This window comes from Streptomyces sp. E-08 (genome assembly GCF_049913095.1).
Classification (GTDB): Bacteria; Actinomycetota; Actinomycetes; order Streptomycetales; family Streptomycetaceae; genus Streptomyces.
Map to the genome: position 1 here is coordinate 4,490,602 of NZ_CP183971.1, position 17,545 is coordinate 4,508,146.

At 71.5% G+C, this 17,545-nt stretch carries 12 protein-coding genes and 4 tRNA genes; 9 read left to right on the forward strand and 7 right to left on the reverse strand.

What is annotated here, in order from left to right; genetic code table 11:
• Positions 1 to 215: 215 nt before the first annotated feature.
• Positions 216 to 1,307 (reverse strand): Leu/Phe/Val dehydrogenase, encoded by a 1,092-nt coding sequence (locus tag ACN9MM_RS20650; protein WP_426364990.1) that lies wholly within the window; start codon positions 1,305 to 1,307, stop codon positions 216 to 218.
• 155 nt (positions 1,308 to 1,462) lie between these two features.
• Between ACN9MM_RS20650 and ACN9MM_RS20655 the strand changes: the two genes are divergently transcribed.
• The gene (locus ACN9MM_RS20655) at positions 1,463 to 2,314 is read left to right on the forward strand and encodes a hypothetical protein (protein WP_426364991.1); all 852 of its coding nucleotides are present in this window, start codon (positions 1,463 to 1,465) and stop codon (positions 2,312 to 2,314) included.
• Between the two features lie 571 nt (positions 2,315 to 2,885).
• A complete protein-coding gene (bldC, locus tag ACN9MM_RS20660) occupies positions 2,886 to 3,092 on the forward strand; it encodes a developmental transcriptional regulator BldC (protein WP_003949541.1) in 207 nt (68 codons plus the stop codon).
• A gap of 361 nt (positions 3,093 to 3,453) precedes the next feature.
• Here bldC and ACN9MM_RS20665 read toward each other — a convergent pair whose 3' ends face one another.
• The 3 genes from ACN9MM_RS20665 to hrpA form a co-directional block, all read right to left on the reverse strand.
• Complete coding sequence (locus tag ACN9MM_RS20665; RefSeq protein ID WP_426364992.1) at positions 3,454 to 3,645, reverse strand: DUF6274 family protein; 192 nt, start codon at positions 3,643 to 3,645, stop codon at positions 3,454 to 3,456.
• 124 nt (positions 3,646 to 3,769) lie between these two features.
• Positions 3,770 to 3,843 (reverse strand) — tRNA-Asp (locus ACN9MM_RS20670).
• A gap of 120 nt (positions 3,844 to 3,963) precedes the next feature.
• Complete coding sequence (gene hrpA, locus ACN9MM_RS20675) at positions 3,964 to 7,935, reverse strand: ATP-dependent RNA helicase HrpA (RefSeq protein ID WP_426364993.1); 3,972 nt, start codon at positions 7,933 to 7,935, stop codon at positions 3,964 to 3,966.
• 111 nt (positions 7,936 to 8,046) lie between these two features.
• Here hrpA and ACN9MM_RS20680 point away from each other — a divergent pair, with 111 nt between their 5' ends.
• Genes ACN9MM_RS20680 through ACN9MM_RS20690 form a run of 3 tightly spaced genes read left to right on the forward strand, consistent with a single transcriptional unit; the run spans position 8,047 to position 10,008 of the window.
• A complete protein-coding gene (locus tag ACN9MM_RS20680; protein WP_426364994.1) occupies positions 8,047 to 8,397 on the forward strand; it encodes a hypothetical protein in 351 nt (116 codons plus the stop codon).
• A gap of 58 nt (positions 8,398 to 8,455) precedes the next feature.
• The gene (locus ACN9MM_RS20685) at positions 8,456 to 9,178 is read left to right on the forward strand and encodes a DsbA family protein (protein ID WP_426364995.1); all 723 of its coding nucleotides are present in this window, start codon (positions 8,456 to 8,458) and stop codon (positions 9,176 to 9,178) included.
• Entirely contained in the window at positions 9,175 to 10,008 is an 834-nt protein-coding gene (locus ACN9MM_RS20690) for a cytochrome c biogenesis CcdA family protein (RefSeq protein WP_426364996.1), read from the forward strand. The genes ACN9MM_RS20685 and ACN9MM_RS20690 overlap by 4 nt, the downstream gene beginning before the upstream one ends.
• Positions 10,009 to 10,117: 109 nt before the next feature.
• On the opposite strand, the gene ACN9MM_RS20695 is transcribed toward ACN9MM_RS20690, so the two are convergent.
• The 3 genes from ACN9MM_RS20695 to ACN9MM_RS20705 all read right to left on the reverse strand — a co-directional run bounded on the left by ACN9MM_RS20695 (position 10,118) and on the right by ACN9MM_RS20705 (position 10,400).
• Positions 10,118 to 10,191 (reverse strand) — tRNA-Phe (locus ACN9MM_RS20695).
• A 22-nt stretch (positions 10,192 to 10,213) separates the two neighbouring features.
• Positions 10,214 to 10,287 (reverse strand) — tRNA-Asp (locus tag ACN9MM_RS20700).
• Between the two features lie 40 nt (positions 10,288 to 10,327).
• Positions 10,328 to 10,400: transfer RNA gene (locus ACN9MM_RS20705), tRNA-Glu, on the reverse strand.
• A 104-nt stretch (positions 10,401 to 10,504) separates the two neighbouring features.
• On the opposite strand from ACN9MM_RS20705, the gene ACN9MM_RS20710 reads away from it, so the two are divergent.
• The 4 genes from ACN9MM_RS20710 (at position 10,505) to ACN9MM_RS20725 (ending at position 17,495) form a co-directional block, all read left to right on the forward strand.
• Positions 10,505 to 10,855 (forward strand): metallopeptidase family protein, encoded by a 351-nt coding sequence (locus tag ACN9MM_RS20710; protein WP_030496497.1) that lies wholly within the window; start codon positions 10,505 to 10,507, stop codon positions 10,853 to 10,855.
• A gap of 174 nt (positions 10,856 to 11,029) precedes the next feature.
• Positions 11,030 to 11,647, forward strand: coding sequence for a hypothetical protein (locus tag ACN9MM_RS20715; protein ID WP_426364997.1), 618 nt, complete (start codon positions 11,030 to 11,032; stop codon positions 11,645 to 11,647).
• Between the two features lie 197 nt (positions 11,648 to 11,844).
• Positions 11,845 to 14,172 (forward strand): DEAD/DEAH box helicase, encoded by a 2,328-nt coding sequence (locus ACN9MM_RS20720; RefSeq protein WP_426364998.1) that lies wholly within the window; start codon positions 11,845 to 11,847, stop codon positions 14,170 to 14,172.
• A gap of 191 nt (positions 14,173 to 14,363) precedes the next feature.
• Positions 14,364 to 17,495, forward strand: coding sequence for an FG-GAP-like repeat-containing protein (locus tag ACN9MM_RS20725; RefSeq protein WP_426364999.1), 3,132 nt, complete (start codon positions 14,364 to 14,366; stop codon positions 17,493 to 17,495).
• Positions 17,496 to 17,545: the final 50 nt, after the last annotated feature.

Consider the following 17,545-nt stretch of genomic DNA (forward strand, 5'->3'; position numbering starts at 1 on the left):
GCTTCAACGGTACCTGTTTCCGTGGGTCTACGGTACGCCGCGCGCATCACATACCCCGGTACAGAACCTTCGAGGTGCCCTTTCCTCGCTGGTCAATCGCGATTTTAACCTCTTCTTGAGGGCCGACCCGCCGAGGGGCGTGAGCGAAGTCTCTCCGTGGACCCCGTCCGGGCGCCCCCGGCGGGGCCGGCCCTCCGTGTTCCGGAGCCCGCGGCTCAGGCGCGGCGGGCGTCCGCCATGCGCTGCTCGGCGATCCGGTCGGCCGCCGCGGCCGGCGGAATGCCGTCCGCCTTCGCACGTGCGAAGATCTCCAGGGTGGTGTCGAAGATCTTCGTCGCCTTCGCCTTGCAGCGGTCGAAGTCGAAGCCGTGCAGCTCGTCGGCGACCTGGATCACGCCGCCGGCGTTGACCACGTAGTCGGGCGCGTAGAGGATGCCGCGGTCCGCGAGGTCCTTCTCGACGCCGGGGTGGGCGAGCTGGTTGTTGGCCGCGCCGCAGACGATGCGGGCGGTGAGGACCGGCACGGTCTCGTCGTTCAGCGCGCCGCCGAGCGCGCAGGGCGCGTAGATGTCGAGGCCCTCGACGCGGATCAGGGCGTCGGTGTCGGCGACCACGGAGACCTGCGGGTGCTTGTCGGTGATCCGGCGCACCGACTCCTCGCGCACATCGGTGATCACGACCTCGGCGCCGTCCTGCAGGAGGTGCTCGACGAGGTAGTGACCGACCTTGCCGACGCCCGCGACGCCGACCTTGCGGCCGCGCAGGGTCGGGTCGCCCCAGAGGGTCTGCGCGGAGGCGCGCATGCCCTGGAAGACGCCGAAGGCGGTGAGGACGGAGGAGTCGCCGGCGCCGCCGTTCTCGGGGGAACGGCCGGTGGTCCACTGGTTCGTGCGGGCGACGACGTCCATGTCGGCGACGTAGGTGCCGACGTCGCAGGCCGTGACGTACCGGCCGCCGAGGGAGGCGACGAAGCGGCCGTAGGCGAGGAGCAGCTCCTCGCTCTTGATCTGCTCGGGGTCGCCGATGATGACGGCCTTGCCGCCGCCGTGGTCGAGGCCGGCCATGGCGTTCTTGTACGACATCCCGCGCGACAGGTTGAGCGCGTCGGCGATGGCCTCGGCCTCGGTCGCGTACGGGTAGAAGCGGGTGCCGCCGAGGGCGGGGCCCAGGGCGGTGGAGTGGAGGGCGATGACGGCCTTGAGGCCGGTGGCGCGGTCCTGGCAGAGCACGACTTGCTCGTGGCCACCCTGCTCCGAGTGGAACAGGGTGTGCAGTACGTCAGCAGGAACGCCGGTCACATCGGTCACGGTGGTGACTCCCAAGTACGAAGCGGCGGTTGCGGACCTCCCTGTGGGTGGGGGAGGACCAGTTCGGCACGAGGGTAAGTCCTACCTGGGCGTAGATCGGCCGCAGTGCTGAGGATCACCCCCTCCCGGAGTACCTCCGTGGAAGGATTTGCGACATGTCGGTCGCCCCCACGGTCCCCGTTCCCTACGCGTCCTATCTGCGCGTGTACGAGCCGCTGGCCGCGTTCCCCGAGCCGGAGCGGTCCCACTGGGCCCGGTACGCGCGCGGGACGCGCGCCCCGGGGGCGCAGGAGGAGCTGCGGCGCTCGCTCGCGGACCTGCTGCCGACGCCCCCGGTGCCGGTGCCGGTCCACGAGAGCGGGGACGCCTTCGTGGCGCACCTGGACGGGGTGGTGGTGATCTGCCCGTGGCGGACCCGGCTGCGCGGCTGGCTGGCCCTGGAGGAGCTGGTGGCGGGCCCGTACCCGGCGCCGGTGCTCGACGCGATGCTGCCGCCGGTGGTCCGCGCCCAGGTGGCGAGCGACTACGAGCGCTGGCTGAGCCGGAACCCGGACGCGCGCCCGTGGATCCGTACCGGGGTCTGGCAGGTGCCGCTGCGCTGGTTCGCGCTCTTCGGGGACGAGGACCGGGAGTACGAGCCGGGGGACGCGAAGGCGGGCCGGGCGCCGGTGCTGCGCTACCGGACGACGATGGCTCAGGCGCGGCGGCGGCTGGCGCGGGCGCTGAAGGCGCTGCGGGAGTCGATCGACGACGGTCCGATGACGCAGGGTCTGATCGAGGTGGGGCGCTGGCTGGAGGAGTTCCATCCGCGGGCGCTCGTGGAACTGGACTTCGGGGGGCTGGTGCACGCGGTGCCGGCCCGGTGGCTGGCGGAGGACCGGTCGGCCGCGCAGCTGGCGGAGGGGATCGCCGCGCTGCGGGCCGGGGACGGCGAGGCGGCGAGCGAGGTGTACGGGCGGCTCGCGGAGCGCTGGCGGACGGTCAGTGCCCTGCGTTTCGCGAACTGACATCAGTCGGACAAGTTCGTCAGGTCGGTATCGACAAGACATGTCCGGCGGGTGTAAATGATCTTGGGGGTTCGGTGGCTGATTCGCCACCGGTCCGATGGCCGGGTCTTTCGCACCGGTGAGGCGAGGACGTTGGTCCCGATCCGGGCCTTTGGCTCAAGCGTGACGGACAGCACGTAACGCACCCTTGCGCCCATCACCCACCCTCGTGCCAAAATAGGACAAGGAGTCCGGGGAGGGTTCCTTCCGCCCAAGTTCGGGCGGAACGCTCAGCATTGCACTCTATGGGGGGTCTGAGGACTCCTGATCGCCCTGTGACTGATCGTCACAGTGGTGTGACTGTCCGTTATGGCATGGTCCATCGACTTCCGCCGCTGATGAACACCTGCGAGGGCAATTCCATCGGTTTGGCCGACGTGGCTGGACGGATGGTGTAGTTGTAGTGCCGAGGACAAGCCGTTCGTCCTATAACCGACTCGGCCCGCTTCTGCCATTTCGGGCAACGCGGGTCAAGGTGCAGAATTTAGAGGAAAGAACCGAGATTGGTTCGGTTCTCCCGAGGAGGCCGCTCATGACCGCTCGCACCCCTGATGCCGAGCCGCTGCTGACCCCTGCCGAGGTTGCCACGATGTTCCGCGTGGACCCGAAGACGGTGACCCGTTGGGCGAAGGCCGGGAAGCTCACGTCCATCCGCACCCTGGGTGGGCACCGCCGGTACCGCGAGGCTGAGGTCCGCGCGCTGCTGGCGGGTATCCCGCAGCAGCGCAGCGAGGCCTGAGGTCGCGCAGAACCCTGCAGAACCACGCAACACCCCGTAACACCGGGCCCGTCCGGATCCCCCAATCCGGTCGCCCACCCCTCAGTACTGCCGACGGACTCCTGCCCCAACAGGTCTTCGTCAACGATCGCGCTGGACTCCGCCGGGTCCAGCGCGATCTTTTTTGTGCCCGGCGGGCACCCTCTCCGGACCGCTGCCGGCCCCCGGGGAGGGGTGCAATTGCACATATTAAATCGGGCCGGTGTAGGGAGGGTGTAAGTGCGGTGGTTTCTGAAACGGTTTCAGTGACTCCCGTCACACCCTGGAAGTCTTGCCAAGGAACAGCCTGCCACCTCCGGGATCGCCCCCAACCCGCCGATGGTCATGGGTCGGTGGGACTTTCGTCCTCACTGTCCTCGGCCGGCTCCTCCGGATCGGGGAGCTCCATGGCGAGCCGCAGGAGGCGATGGCAGACCACGCAGTGGCGGGTGAGGTGTCCGTACCGCGACGCGGCCGCCAGATGGGCGCGCAGCAGCGCGCGGGTGTCGTGCCGTGCTGCGGACGCCGCGGCCATGCGCGACCACCTCCGGTGTGGGCCCCGAATCCCTGAAGTCCGGGGTACCGGCGGGCGCGCGGCCCCGTCAAGACACGGGAACACAACGAAGGCCCGCATCTCGCGATGCGGGCCTTCGTGAAAGCGACTCTGACGGGACTTGAACCCGCGACCTCCACCTTGACAGGGTGGCGAGCTAACCAACTGCTCCACAGAGCCTTGCTTGCAGTCCCTCGTAAGCGGCTGCGAGCAAGACTCTACAGCAGGTCAGGGGGTGCGGTCGAACTGACCGGCGGCGAGGGCCCGCGAGGGGCCCTCGCGCCGCCGGCGAGCGGCCCGCTACGGGGCCGCCGCGTCGATCGCCTTCACGATCCGCTTGTCCGAGACCGGGTACGCCGTGCCCAGGGCGTGCGCGAAGTAGCTCACCCGCAGCTCCTCGATCATCCAGCGGATGTCGGTGACCTCGGACGGCACCGGGCGCCCCTTCGGGAGCTGTTCGAGGAGCCAGGCGTACTCGTCCTGCATCTCCTGGACCTTCTCCATCCGGGTGGTGTCCCGCTGGACCCCGGTGGGCATCTGCTGGAGCCGCCGGTCCACCGCCACCAGGTAGCGCATCAGGTCCGGCAGCCGCTTCAGGCCCGTACGGGTGACGAAGCCGGCCGGCATCAGCCAGGCGAGCTGCGCCTTCACGTCGGTCAGGTTGTTGATCAGGGCCAGGCTGTTCGTCGACTTCAGCCGGCGCTCGCACGCCTGCCAGGCCGCCAGGATCTGCTGGACCTGGCCCACCGTCCGTACGGTCGTGTCGACGAGGTCCGCGCGGACCTTGTCGTACAGCTTCCGGAAGGACTCCTCGTCCCACGCCGGGCCGCCGTGGTCCGCGATCAGCTTGTCGGCCGCCGCGGTGGCGCAGTCGTCGAAGAGGGCCTGGATCGAGCCGTGCGGGTTCGACGACAGGGCCAGCTTCTGCTGGTTCGTCAGCTTGTCCGAGGCGAACTTCGCCGGGTTCACCGGGATGTTCAGCATGATCAGCTTCCGGGTGCCCCGCCACATCGCCTGCGCCTGCTCGGCCTCCGAGTCGAAGAGCCGTACGGCCACGGCATCGCCCTCGTCGACCAGCGCCGGGAACGCCTTGACCGGCTGACCGCCCCGCTTGGTCTCGAAGACCCTCGTGAGCGTCCCGATCGTCCAGTCCTTGAGGCCCGTGCGCTCCAGGGAGGGCCCGGAGCCGTCCGGGCCGCCCGTCGCCGCCGCGGCGGCCTTGGAGAGCGCCTGACGGGCCTTGGGGCGCAGTCTCAGCCGCAGCGTCTCCAGGTCCTTGTCCTCGGCCAGCTTCCGGCGCCGCTCGTCGACGATCCGGAAGGTCACCTTGAGGTGCTCGGGGACCTTCGCCCAGTCGAAGTCCTCGGCCGTGACCGGGACGCCCACCATCCGCTGGAGCTCCCGGGCCAGGGCGCCCGCCAGCGGCTCCTGGACGGGGACCACCGAGTCGAGGAAGCGGGTCGCGAAGTTCGGCGCCGGGACGTAGTGGCGGCGGATCGGCTTCGGCAGGGAGCGGATCAGCTCCGTGACGACCTCCGCGCGCAGACCCGGGATCTGCCACTCGAAGCCCTCGTCCGTCACCTGGTTGAGCACCTGGAGCGGGACGTGGACGGTCACGCCGTCCGCGTCCGCGCCCGGCTCGAACTGGTACGTCACCCGGAACTTCAGCGCGCCCTGGCGCCAGGAGTCCGGGTAGTCGTCCTTGGTGACCGCCCCGGCCTTCTCGTTGATGAGCATCTCGCGCTCGAAGTCGAGGAACTCCGGATCCTCGTGGCGCTTGTGCTTCCACCAGGAGTCGAAGTGTGCACCGGACACGACGTGCTCGGGGACGCGCTTGTCGTAGAAGTCGAAGAGGGTCTCGTCGTCGACGAGGATGTCCCGGCGCCTGGCGCGGTGTTCGAGCTCCTCGACCTCGGTGAGGAGCTTGCGGTTGTCCGCGAAGAACTTGTGGTGGGTGCGCCAGTCGCCCTCGACGAGCGCGTTCCGGATGAACAGGTCGCGGGAGACCTCCGGGTCGATCCGGCCGTAGTTCACCTTGCGGTCGGCGACGATCGGGACGCCGTACAGCGTCACCTTCTCGAAGGCCATGACGGCCGCCTGGTCCTTCTCCCAGTGCGGCTCGCTGTACGTCTTCTTCACCAGGTGCTGGGCGAGCGGCTCGATCCACTCGGGCTCGATCCGGGCGTTGACCCGGGCCCAGAGCCGCGAGGTCTCCACCAGCTCGGCGGACATGATGAACCGCGGGGGCTTCTTGAAGAGCGCGGAACCGGGGAAGATCGCGAACTTGGCGCTGCGGGCACCCAGGTAGTCGTTCCGCGTGCTCTCCCGCTTGCCGTCCTTCGCGCCGTCCTTGGACTCCTTCACGTCCTTCAGGCCGATGTGGCTCAGGAGGCCGGCGAGCAGGGACACGTGGACGGACTGCTCGGGCGCGTCCTCCTCGTTGAGGTGGATGCCCATCTGCTTGGCGACCGTCCGCAGCTGGCTGTAGATGTCCTGCCACTCGCGGATGCGCAGGAAGTTCAGGTACTCCTGCTTGCACATCCGGCGGAAGGAGCTGGACCCGCGCTCCTTCTGCTGCTCGCGGACGTACCGCCACAGGTTGAGGAAGGCGAGGAAGTCGCTCGTCTCGTCCTTGAACCGGGCGTGCTGCTGGTCGGCCTGCGCCTGTTTCTCCGACGGCCGCTCGCGCGGGTCCTGGATGGACAGCGCCGCCGCGATCACCATGACCTCGCGGACACAGCCGTTCTTGTCGGCCTCCAGGACCATCCGGGCGAGCCGGGGGTCCACGGGCAGCTGCGAGAGCTTCCGCCCCTGCTGCGTCAGCCGCTTCTTGGGATCCTTCTCGTCCGGGTCGATCGCGCCGAGCTCCTGGAGGAGCTGCACGCCGTCCCGGATGTTGCGGTGGTCCGGCGGGTCGATGAAGGGGAACTTCTCGATGTCGCCGAGGCCGGCCGCGGTCATCTGCAGGATGACGGAGGCCAGGTTCGTCCGGAGGATCTCCGCGTCCGTGAACTCCGGACGGGTCAGGAAGTCGTCCTCCGAGTACAGGCGGATGCAGATGCCGTCGCTCGTACGGCCGCAGCGGCCCTTGCGCTGGTTGGCGCTGGCCTGGCTGACCGGCTCGATCGGGAGGCGCTGCACCTTGGTGCGGTGCGAGTAGCGGGAGATGCGGGCGGTGCCCGGATCGATCACGTACTTGATGCCGGGGACGGTCAGCGAGGTCTCCGCGACGTTCGTCGCGAGGACGACCCGGCGGCCGGAGTGCGCTTGGAAGACCCGGTGCTGCTCGGCGTGCGAAAGCCGGGCGTACAGCGGCAGGATCTCGGTGTTGAAGAGCTTCTTCTTGATCAGCGCGTCCGCCGTGTCACGGATCTCGCGCTCGCCGGAGAGGAAGACCAGGACGTCGCCCGGGCCCTCCTTCTGGAGCTCGTCGACGGCGTCGCAGATCGCGGTGATCTGGTCCCGGTCGGACTCCTCGCTGTCCTCCTCGAGGAGCGGCCGGTAGCGGACCTCGACCGGATACGTACGGCCGCTGACCTCGACGATCGGCGCGTCGCCGAAGTGGCGGGAGAACCGCTCCGGGTCGATCGTCGCCGAGGTGATGACGACCTTGAGGTCGGGGCGCTTCGGGAGCAGCTGGGCCAGATAGCCGAGCAGGAAGTCGATGTTGAGGGACCGCTCGTGGGCCTCGTCGATGATGATCGTGTCGTACGCGCGCAGCTCGCGGTCCGTCTGGATCTCGGCGAGCAGGATGCCGTCCGTCATCAGCTTCACGAAGGTCGCGTCGGGGTTCACCTGGTCGGTGAAGCGGACCTTCCAGCCGACGGCCTCCCCGAGGGGGGTCCGCAGCTCCTCCGCGACGCGCTCGGCGACCGTGCGGGCGGCGATCCGGCGGGGCTGGGTGTGCCCGATCATGCCCCGGACGCCCCGGCCGAGCTCCAGGCAGATCTTCGGGATCTGGGTGGTCTTTCCGGAGCCCGTCTCACCGGCGACGATCACGACCTGGTGGTCGCGTATCGCCTCCAGGATCTCGTCCTTCTTCTGCGAGACGGGCAGCTGCTCGGGATACGTGACCGCGGGCACGCGGGAGGCGCGCCCGTCGACGCGCTCCTTGGCCTTGGCCGCCTCGGCGGCGATCTCGTCCAGGACGGCCGCGCGGGCCTCGGGCTTGCGGATGCGGCGGGCGCCTTCGAGACGGCGGCCGAGCCGGTGGGAGTCCCGCAGCGAGACCTCGGCCAGGACGGACTGGAGGGCGGCGAAGGAAGTAGACATACGGGATCCAGGATCGCACCTGCGGACGAGAAGCGGCGAACCGATTTACGAAGGGGGCAGGGCGCCGGTGCGTAGTATTCCGGGCATCTGGCCCGGCCTGAGAGGTTTCGCATGTTCCGCACCACCCGCGTGACGGCGGCGTTCGCCGCGCTGCTGGGTCTGGTGCTGGGGCTCCTGGTCTGCGGCGCCTCCGTGAGCCCGGCGCCGGGGGCGGCCCCGGTCGTCGCGGGCGCCGCCGTGCCCGGCTGCGACCCGGGTCATCCCGCAGACGAAGGGGCCTCGGGCCCCGTCGTACCGCCGCGCGCGCACGGCTTCGCCGAACTGCTGCCCGCCCTGGCCGCCGACCGGCCGGCCCCCGGGCCCCGGCAGCCGGATCCGGGCGGTCCGGCCGCGACGCCGGGCCGTGAGCCACCCGCGCGCGTGCCCCCTTCTCCCGTGGAGCTCTCGGTCCTGAGGGTGTAGGCGGAACGGTTCGCCCTCCGCCGTCCTTCCCCTCCCACTCCTCCAGGAGCGCTTCCGCATGTCCAGGACCAAGCCCGTCGCCATCGTCTCCGGGGTGGCGGCCGCCGCCGTGCTGCTCGGCGTCGTCTCGTACACCGCCACCAAGCCCGCCTCCCCCGGCGCCTCCGGCTCCTCGTCCGTCGCCGAGGTCTCCGCCGACCCGACCGCCGGCGTCTACGCCGAACTGGAGGCCTACGCCCGCCGCGACGCCTCCGACAAGCTCGCCCTCGGCCGCGCCGACGCGCCTGTCGTGCTCATCGAGTACGCCGACTTCAAGTGCGGCTACTGCGGGAAGTTCGCCCGCGACACCGAGCCCGTCCTGGTGAAGAAGTACGTGGACGACGGCACCCTGCGCATCGAGTGGCGGAACTTCCCGATCTTCGGCGAGGAGTCGGAGACCGTCGCCCGCGCCTCCTGGGCGGCCGGGCAGCAGGGCCGCTTCTGGGAGTTCCACAAGGCCGCCTACGCCGAGGGCGCCAAGGAGAAGGGCTTCGGCAAGGACCGGCTCGCGGCCCTCGCGAAGGAGGCCGGCGTCCCCGACGCCGCCCGCTTCGCCAAGGACACCGAGGGTGCGGCGGCCCGCGAGGCCGTCCGCACGGACCAGGAGCAGGGCTACGCCCTCGGCGCCACCTCCACCCCGTCCTTCCTGGTCAACGGCCGCCCGATCGCGGGCGCCCAGCCCCTGGAGACCTTCACGGAGGCCATCGAGGCGGCCGCGAAGACGGCCAAGGCCAGGCCGTGACCTCGGGCATCGGCTACTTCGCCGCCTTCCTCGGCGGGCTGCTCGCCCTTCTCAGCCCGTGCAGCGCCCTGCTCCTGCCCGCCTTCTTCGCGTACTCGATCGACACGCGCGCGAAGCTCATGGCCAGGACCGGCATCCTCTACGCGGGACTCGCGACCACCCTCGTCCCGCTCGGCGCGGCCGGCTCCCTCGCGGGCCGCTTCTTCTACGGCCACCGGGACCTGCTCGTCACCGCCGGCGGCTGGCTGATCATCGGCCTCGGCGTCCTCCAGATCCTCGGCCTGGGCTTCACCTCCCGCCGGATCGCCGAGGCGAGCGGCCGCATCCGCCCCACCTCGGCGCTCTCCGTCTACGCCCTCGGCCTGGTCTACGGCCTGGCCGGCTTCTGCGCGGGCCCGATCCTCGGCAGCGTCCTGACGGTGGCGGCGCTGAGCGGCAGCCCGGCGTACGGCGGGCTGCTCCTCGCCGTCTACGCCCTCGGCATGGCCGTCCCGCTGTTCGTCCTGGCGCTGCTCTGGGACCGGTACGACCTGGGCCGGCGGCGCTGGCTGCGCGGCCGGCCGCTGCGGATCGGGCGCTTCGAGGTCCACTCCACCTCGCTGCTCTCGGGCCTCTTCTTCATCGCCCTCGGCACCCTCTTCCTGGTCTTCGACGGGACGACCGCGCTACCGGGCCTGCTGTCGGTGGACGACTCCTTCGCCGTGGAGGAGCGGGTCGCCGCGCTGGGCCGTTCGGTGCCGGACTGGGCGCTGCTCGTCGGGGTCGTGGCGGCGGTGGCGGTGGCACTCGCGCTGCGGGGCCGCAAGGCGCGGCGGAGCGAGGAGGCCTGAGCCGTACGGGGGAGGGGCGCGGGCCCCTTCCCCGTACCGCCGCATCTCACGCCGCATCTCGCCGGGGAACGAAGAAGGCCCCGTTCTTTCGAACGGGGCCTTCTCTCTGTGGCTGGGGCCGGGGTCGAACCGGCGACCTATCGCTTTTCAGGCGATCGCTCGTACCAACTGAGCTACCCAGCCACGAAGCTGTTTCCAGCTTCAGCGACTCTGACGGGACTTGAACCCGCGACCTCCACCTTGACAGGGTGGCGAGCTAACCAACTGCTCCACAGAGCCAAGCTTGTGTGCGATCACTAGTCTCGCACACGATCATGCGTGCCCCCAACGGGATTCGAACCCGTGCTACCGCCTTGAAAGGGCGGCGTCCTGGGCCACTAGACGATGAGGGCTAGAGGCTCACCTGCGCGCTTCTCAGCGCGTCGGGGACGTGAGAAGCATATGGGATGCCGGCCGCTATCGCCAAAACGGTTTCCCGGCGGGGGAGAATGGGCTCGTGCTGGAGATGACGCGCGAGGAGTTCGAGGAGCTTGTCGCCGAGGCCCTGGACCGGATCCCGCCGGAGCTGACGCGGCTGATGGACAACGTCGCCGTGTTCGTGGAGGACGAACCGTCCCCGGACGATCCCGAGCTGCTCGGGCTCTATGAGGGGACGCCGCTCACCGAGCGCGGCGAGTGGTACGCCGGCGTGCTGCCCGACCGGATCACGATCTACCGGGGCCCGACGCTGCGCATGTGCGAGTCGCGCGAGGACGTCGTCGCGGAGACCGAGATCACCGTCGTGCACGAGATCGCCCACCACTTCGGCATCGACGACGAGCGGCTGCACGCGCTCGGCTACGGCTGAGGCTCGGGCCGCTCGGCGCGTGTCCCTTGTGGTGCCCGGGGAGTTGGGCAGTGCGACGCGTTCCGTTCCTGCCTGTTGTGTCCTGGAGGTGCCCCCGTGCGCCATTTGCCCACCCCGGTGAGATGGGCCGCCACCGCGCTGGCCGTCGCGGCCTGTGCCGGTCTGAGCGGCTGTATGAGTGTGAGTGACGAGGGGGCGAAGCCGGCGCCCGGCGCGTCCGGGGGGAAGCACGGTGCGGCGGCCGGGGCCGAAGGCGGCGGTGGCGCCCAGGGCGGCGACGGCGAGTCCTGGAACGGCCGGCCGGACCGGGGCGGTCCGGCCCCGGCCGGCGCCGGCAAGGAGTCCCCGGTCCCGAGCGGCTCGCCGTCCGGCACCGAGAAGCCCTCGGCGGGCGCCGTACTGCCCGTGGAGGGCCCGGGCGGGTCAGGAGGGCCGTCGCAGTCGCAGCCGGCCGGTGGCGGCCACGACGCCACGGGCGGCGGCTCGGGCGACGGCGGGAACGGCGCCGGCGGGGGCACCGGCGCCAGCGGGGGGAACGGCGGCAGTGGCGGAGGCGCCGGGGGTGCGGACGGGGGCGGGTCCACACCCACGCCGGAGCCGAGCGTGCCCAGCCCCGAGCCGACACCGGAGCCGACCTCCAACCCGACGCCGGAGCCGACCCCCGAACCGACGTCGAACCCGACCGATCCGCCGCCGTCCGGGACCGACACCCAGATGGGTGCGATGCGGGCGGCGGACGGGCCGGGGGCGCCCCCGGAGCCCGCGGCGTCTCCGCAGGTCGGACCGGTGTGACGTAGTCCGATTTGCTATAGGTGGGGGAGAGTCCGTATGGTGGTAGATCGCTTGATCCTATTGCCCGGCGCCGACACAGAAGAGCGCCGCGTGGCGCGTACTCTCCCTAGCCGTGGCTGACCGCATTGAGGCGGTCGTTTGCGAAATCACGGAGTTGACGGGCGCGTGCCGAGACTCCGGAAGGTTTCGCATTTCGCATGTCCATTTTCAGTTCTGACCACGCCGTCATGCCCGAGAACGACGAGATCGTCGAGGCCGTAGAGGCCACCGAGATCGTCGAGGCCGACGAGATCGTCGAGATCGTCGAGATCGAGGCCGACGACGCCGCCGAGGCGCTCGTCGAGGAAGCCGTCTCCGACGAGCCCACCATCACCTTCGGCGACCTCGGTCTGCCCGAGGGCGTCGTGCGCAAGCTCGCGCAGAACGGCGTGACCACCCCCTTCCCGATCCAGGCGGCGACCATCCCGGACGCCCTGGCCGGCAAGGACATCCTCGGCCGCGGCCGCACCGGCTCCGGCAAGACCCTCTCCTTCGGTCTGCCGCTGCTCGCCACCCTCGCGGACGGCCACACCGAGAAGAAGAAGCCCCGCGGCGTCATCCTCACCCCGACCCGTGAGCTCGCGATGCAGGTCGCGGACGCCCTCCAGCCCTACGGCGACGTCCTCGGCCTCAAGATGAAGGTCGTCTGCGGCGGTACGTCCATGGGCAACCAGATCTACGCCCTGGAGCGCGGCGTCGACATCCTCGTCGCCACCCCGGGCCGTCTGCGCGACATCATCAACCGCGGCGCCTGCTCCCTGGAGCAGGTCAAGATCGCGGTCCTGGACGAGGCCGACCAGATGGCCGACCTGGGCTTCCTGCCCGAGGTCACCGAGCTGCTCGACCAGGTCCCGGCCGGCGGCCAGCGCCTCCTCTTCTCCGCCACCCTGGAGAACGAGATCGACAGCCTGGTCAAGCGCTACCTGGTGGACCCGGTCACGCACGAGGTCGACCCGTCCGCCGGTGCCGTCACCACCATGACCCACCACGTCCTCGTCGTGAAGCCGAAGGACAAGGCCCCGGTCACCGCCGCCATCGCCGCGCGCAAGGGCCGCACGATCATCTTCGTCCGCACCCAGCTGGGCGCCGACCGCATCGCCGAGCAGCTCCGCGACGCCGGTGTGAAGGCCGACGCCCTGCACGGCGGCATGACCCAGGGCGCCCGTACGCGCACCCTGGCCGACTTCAAGGACGGCTACGTCAACGCGCTCGTCGCGACCGACGTCGCCGCCCGAGGCATCCACGTCGACGGCATCGACCTGGTCCTGAACGTGGACCCGGCCGGCGACCACAAGGACTACCTGCACCGCTCGGGCCGCACCGCCCGCGCCGGCCGCTCCGGTGTCGTGGTCTCCCTGGCCCTGCCGCACCAGCGCCGCCAGATCTTCCGCCTCATGGAGGACGCGGGCGTCGACGCCTCGCGCCACATCGTCGGCGGTGCCGGCGCCTTCGACCCCGAGGTCGCCGAGATCACCGGCGCCCGTTCGCTGACCGAGGTCCAGGCCGACTCCGCGAACAACTCGGCCAAGCAGGCCGAGCGCGAGGTCGTCGACCTGACCAAGCAGCTGGAGCGCCTGCAGCGCCGCGCCGTCGAGCTCCGCGAGGAGGCCGACCGCCTGGTGGCCCGCGCCGCCCGTGAGCGCGGCGAGGACCCGGAGGCCGCCGTGGCCGAGGTGACCGAGGCCGCCGAGGCCGAGGTCGCCGCCGCCGCCGTCGAGGCCGAGCGCGCCGCGAAGGCGGAGGAGCGCCGCGAGGAGCGTTCGACGTTCCGCGACGAGCGGGGCAACTTCGAGCGCCGTGACCGCGGTGACCGCGGTGGCTTCAACCGTGACGACCGCGGTGGTTTCCGCGGTGGCGACCGTGGCGGTGACCGTGGTGGCTTCCGTCGCGACAACGACCGTCCGTCCGGTGGTTTCCGCCGTGACGACCGTCCGTCGGGTGGCTTCAACCGTGACGACCGCGGTGGCGACCGTGGTGGCTTCCGTCGCGACAACGACCGTCCGTCCGGTGGTTTCCGCCGTGACGACCGTCCGTCGGGTGGCTTCAACCGTGACGACCGCGGTGGCGACCGTGGTGGCTTCCGTCGCGACAACGACCGTCCGTCCGGTGGTTTCCGCCGCGACGACCGCCCCTCCGGCGGTTTCAACCGCGACGACCGTGGCGGCCGTTCCTTCGAGCGCCGCGACAACGACCGTCCGTCCGGTGGCTTCCGCCGCGACGACCGTCCGTCGGGTGGCTTCAACCGTGACGACCGTGGCGGCCGTTCCTTCGAGCGCCGCGACAACGACCGTCCCGCCGGCGGCCACCGCGGCAGCGACCGTCCGTTCAACCGCGACCGTCGTGACGACCGCCCCGCCGGCGGCTTCCGCTCGGGCGGCGGCGACCGCCCGTACGGCCGTCGTGACGACCACCGCGGCAGCACCGGCACGACCGGCGGTTCCTTCGGCCGCCGCGACGACAAGCCGCGCTGGAAGCGCAACGGCTGACATCGCGTAGGACCCTGAGACAGGGCCCGTCCCAGCACTCCGGTGCGGGGACGGGCCCTGTCTCGTACCCGTGTTCGGCGGGATACGCTCAGCCGGTCGAACGACGCGGGTGAGGAGCGCCGGCCAGGGGGCCCGGCCCGGGATCCTCCCCGCATCCCGCACATCGGGTTTCCCTGGGGAGGGACCTCTCTTTGATCCGTCATCCACGCGCGCGCAGACCACGCGCGCGTACCGCCGTCCTCGCCGCCGCGCTGCTCGCCTCGGGGATCGGCCTCACGCCGGCCGCGACGGCCGCGCCCGTCGCGGGCATCGACCAGCTGGACATCACGCCGAACTGGCGGACCGTGCCCCGGCAGGAGACCGTCACCTCGGTCTCCGCCACCGGGTACGCCCACGAGACCGAGGACGCCGACCCGACCTTCGGCGGGCAACTGGAGTGGACCGACTTCGCGAGCGGTGAGAGCGTCCCGCTCGGATACGACACGGGGAACGGGGCCTTCGCCGAGGCCGGTGTCGGCGGGCAGTGGCTCTACCTCCAGCACGGCATCGGCATCCACTACCTCCGCGACCTGGGGACCGGCACCGAGAAGCCGCTCGACATGCCCCGCGACGCGAGCTACCGGGGGCTGCTCGGCGACACGCTGCTCTTCCAGCAGTACGCCTCCGCCGAGGACTTCTCCACGACCACCGGCTACTACCTGGTCCGCGCCGACGACCCCTCCGGCGCCCGGGTCCCGGTCACCGGGTGGCCCGCCGGAGCCAACCTGCACACCGCGCGCCTCGCCGCCGGTGACGGCTCCGTCGCCGTGATCCGCTTCAACCGGTCCGCCGACCCGTACGCGTACGACTACACCGACCTCGGCGTCATCGACCTGCACACCGGCCGGATGACCGCGATCGACGCGCCGACCCCGGCCGGAGCGAGCGTGCTTGTCGCGCCGGTGGCCGTGAGCCCCGACCGGATCGCCTGGGTCGACAGGGACCGCACCGTGCACCTGCGGGAGCGCGCCGACCTGACCGGCCCCGAGAAGACGTTCGCCCTGCCCGAGGGGCTCTCCACCGCACGGATCGGCCTCGTCGGCGACTGGGTGCTCGCCCTCGGCGACGCCTCCGGCACCGACGCCGCCCTGAAGCGGCGGCTGGTCGCGCTGCACCCGGACGGGCGCACGCAGACCCTCCTGGAGAAGGCCGAGGCGGAGGTCAACCAGGTCACCGGCGGCGGCGCGGCCGTCACCGGCGGCGGCTCCGCCACCGACTGGTCCCTCCTCAAGGCCGTCCCGGGCAAGAACGGCGGCGCGCCCGTCCTGGAGAAGCTGCGCCGCCTGCAGCCGCTGGCGTCCAAGATCGACGCCCTCGCGCTGGGCGCCGGCCGGCTCACCACGCTGGAGTACGACGGCCCGAAGGGGGCCGGCTTCTACGGCCGGACGCTGCCCGTCGGTCCCGTCCACACCGGGGAGTCCGCGCCGGTGTGGCAGGGCGTCGAGCCGGACGCCGAGTGGAACGCGTCGCCGCTCCTCGCCACCGGCGACGGCCGCACGGTCTCCTACCCCCGTGTCCCGTACACCGCGCGGGCTGTCGTCGCCCGGGACACCGCGGGGCGGCCGACCCGGGTGACCGTCGACAAGGACGGTCGGCTCGCCGACGCCTTCGGCCGCTGGGCGCTCGTCCAGACCGGGAGGCCCACGTTCCCCGGTGAGCTCGTCTCCGGCGGCGAGACGATCGTCGTGGACCTGGACGCGCGGGCCGTCGTGTCGACGAAGCCGCAGACCGCCGCCGCCCTCTGGGGCGACACCCTGTTCACGGGGACGGCGACGACCGGCGAGGTCGCCCGCAAGGACCTGGCCACCGGCAAGGACCTCGGCAAGGTCGCGACCGGCTCCGGCTGCCCGCTGACGGAGCTCCAGACGGCGGGCGGACGCTGGCTGTACTGGGCCTGCGGGCAGTTCGCCAAGCAGGGCGTCGTCGACCTGAGGAGCGGCGCGAAGATCGCGCTGCCCCGCTCGTACGGCGAGGGCGGTCTCCTCGGCGACGGCTACTTCGTGGACCAGTACGGCTCGACGTCCCTCCGGCTGACCGACTTCCACACGGGGACGGCGGCCGCGGCCCGTACGCTCCCCACCTCCACGCCCGTGTACGGCGCGCGCCGGGTCGTCTGGACCGTCGACCGCTTCGGCGGGGGCGTCGCGTACAAGGACACCGACAGCCGCGTCCACGTGCTGTGGACCGGCGTGCCCGCCTCCGGTCTGAGCGCCGCCTCGGCGAAGGTCCCGGCGGGCATGCGGTTCAAGGACGGCTGGAAGGCCTCCTGGACGCTGTCCAAGCCCGCCTCGATCTGGCAGCTGACGCTGCGTGACGTGTACACCGGGGCCGTGATCCGCAGCTACGGCGGCGGCGAGACCCGCGGCCGGGTCGACGTCTCCTGGGACGGCCGTACGGCGGCGGGCAGGCCCGTCCCGAACGGCCGGTACAGCTGGCACCTGGCTGCGTCCACGGCCGACGGCCAGGGCGCGGACCTGTCCCTCACGGGCACGGTCTCGGTGACCGGCGGCCGCCCGGCCTGGCGGGACCTGGCCGGGAACGACACGCAGGGCGACCTCCTCGTGATGGACACGGCGGGCCTGGTGTCCCTGTACAAGGGCAACGGCTACGGCGGTCTGTCGGCGCGGATCGCCGGGACGGGGACGAAGTTCGCGGCGTCGTCCGTCCTGGTGCCCTTCGGGGACGTGAACGCCGACGGGTGCGCGGACGTGCTCGCCCGGGTCGGCGACCAGTTGCGGGCCTACCGCCCCGGCTGCGACAAGGTGGTCTCGGCGGCCTCCCCGTACACCGTCATCGGCTCCGGCTGGGGACAGTACGACGTCCTCACGTCCCCCGGTGACGCGAACGGCGACGGCTACGCGGACCTGGTCGCGCGTCAGGCGTCCACCGGTGACGTGTACTTCTACGCCGGCACCGCCGACCACCGCGTGAAGAACCGGGTCCGGATCGGCACGAACTGGAAGCTGTACAAGAAGCTGGCCGGCGCCGGTGACCTCAACGGCGACGGACGCGGCGACCTGCTCGGCGTGGACGCCTCCGGCGTCCTGTGGCGCTACTACTCCACCGCGACCGGCGGCGTCACCGCGCGCGTGAAGGTCGGCCCCGGCTGGGGCGGCTACTCCTCCCTGGTGGGGATCGGCGACATCACCGGCGACGGCTGCGCGGACCTCGCGGCCCGCGACACGACGGGCCGGCTCTTCGCCTACGACGGCACCTGCCGCGGCACGTACGGCTCCCGCGTCCTGGTCGGCTCCGGCTGGAACGCCTTCAAGGCCCTGTTCTGATCGGTCCGCCCCACCGCGGGCCCGGCCGACACCGGCCGGGCCCGCGGCGC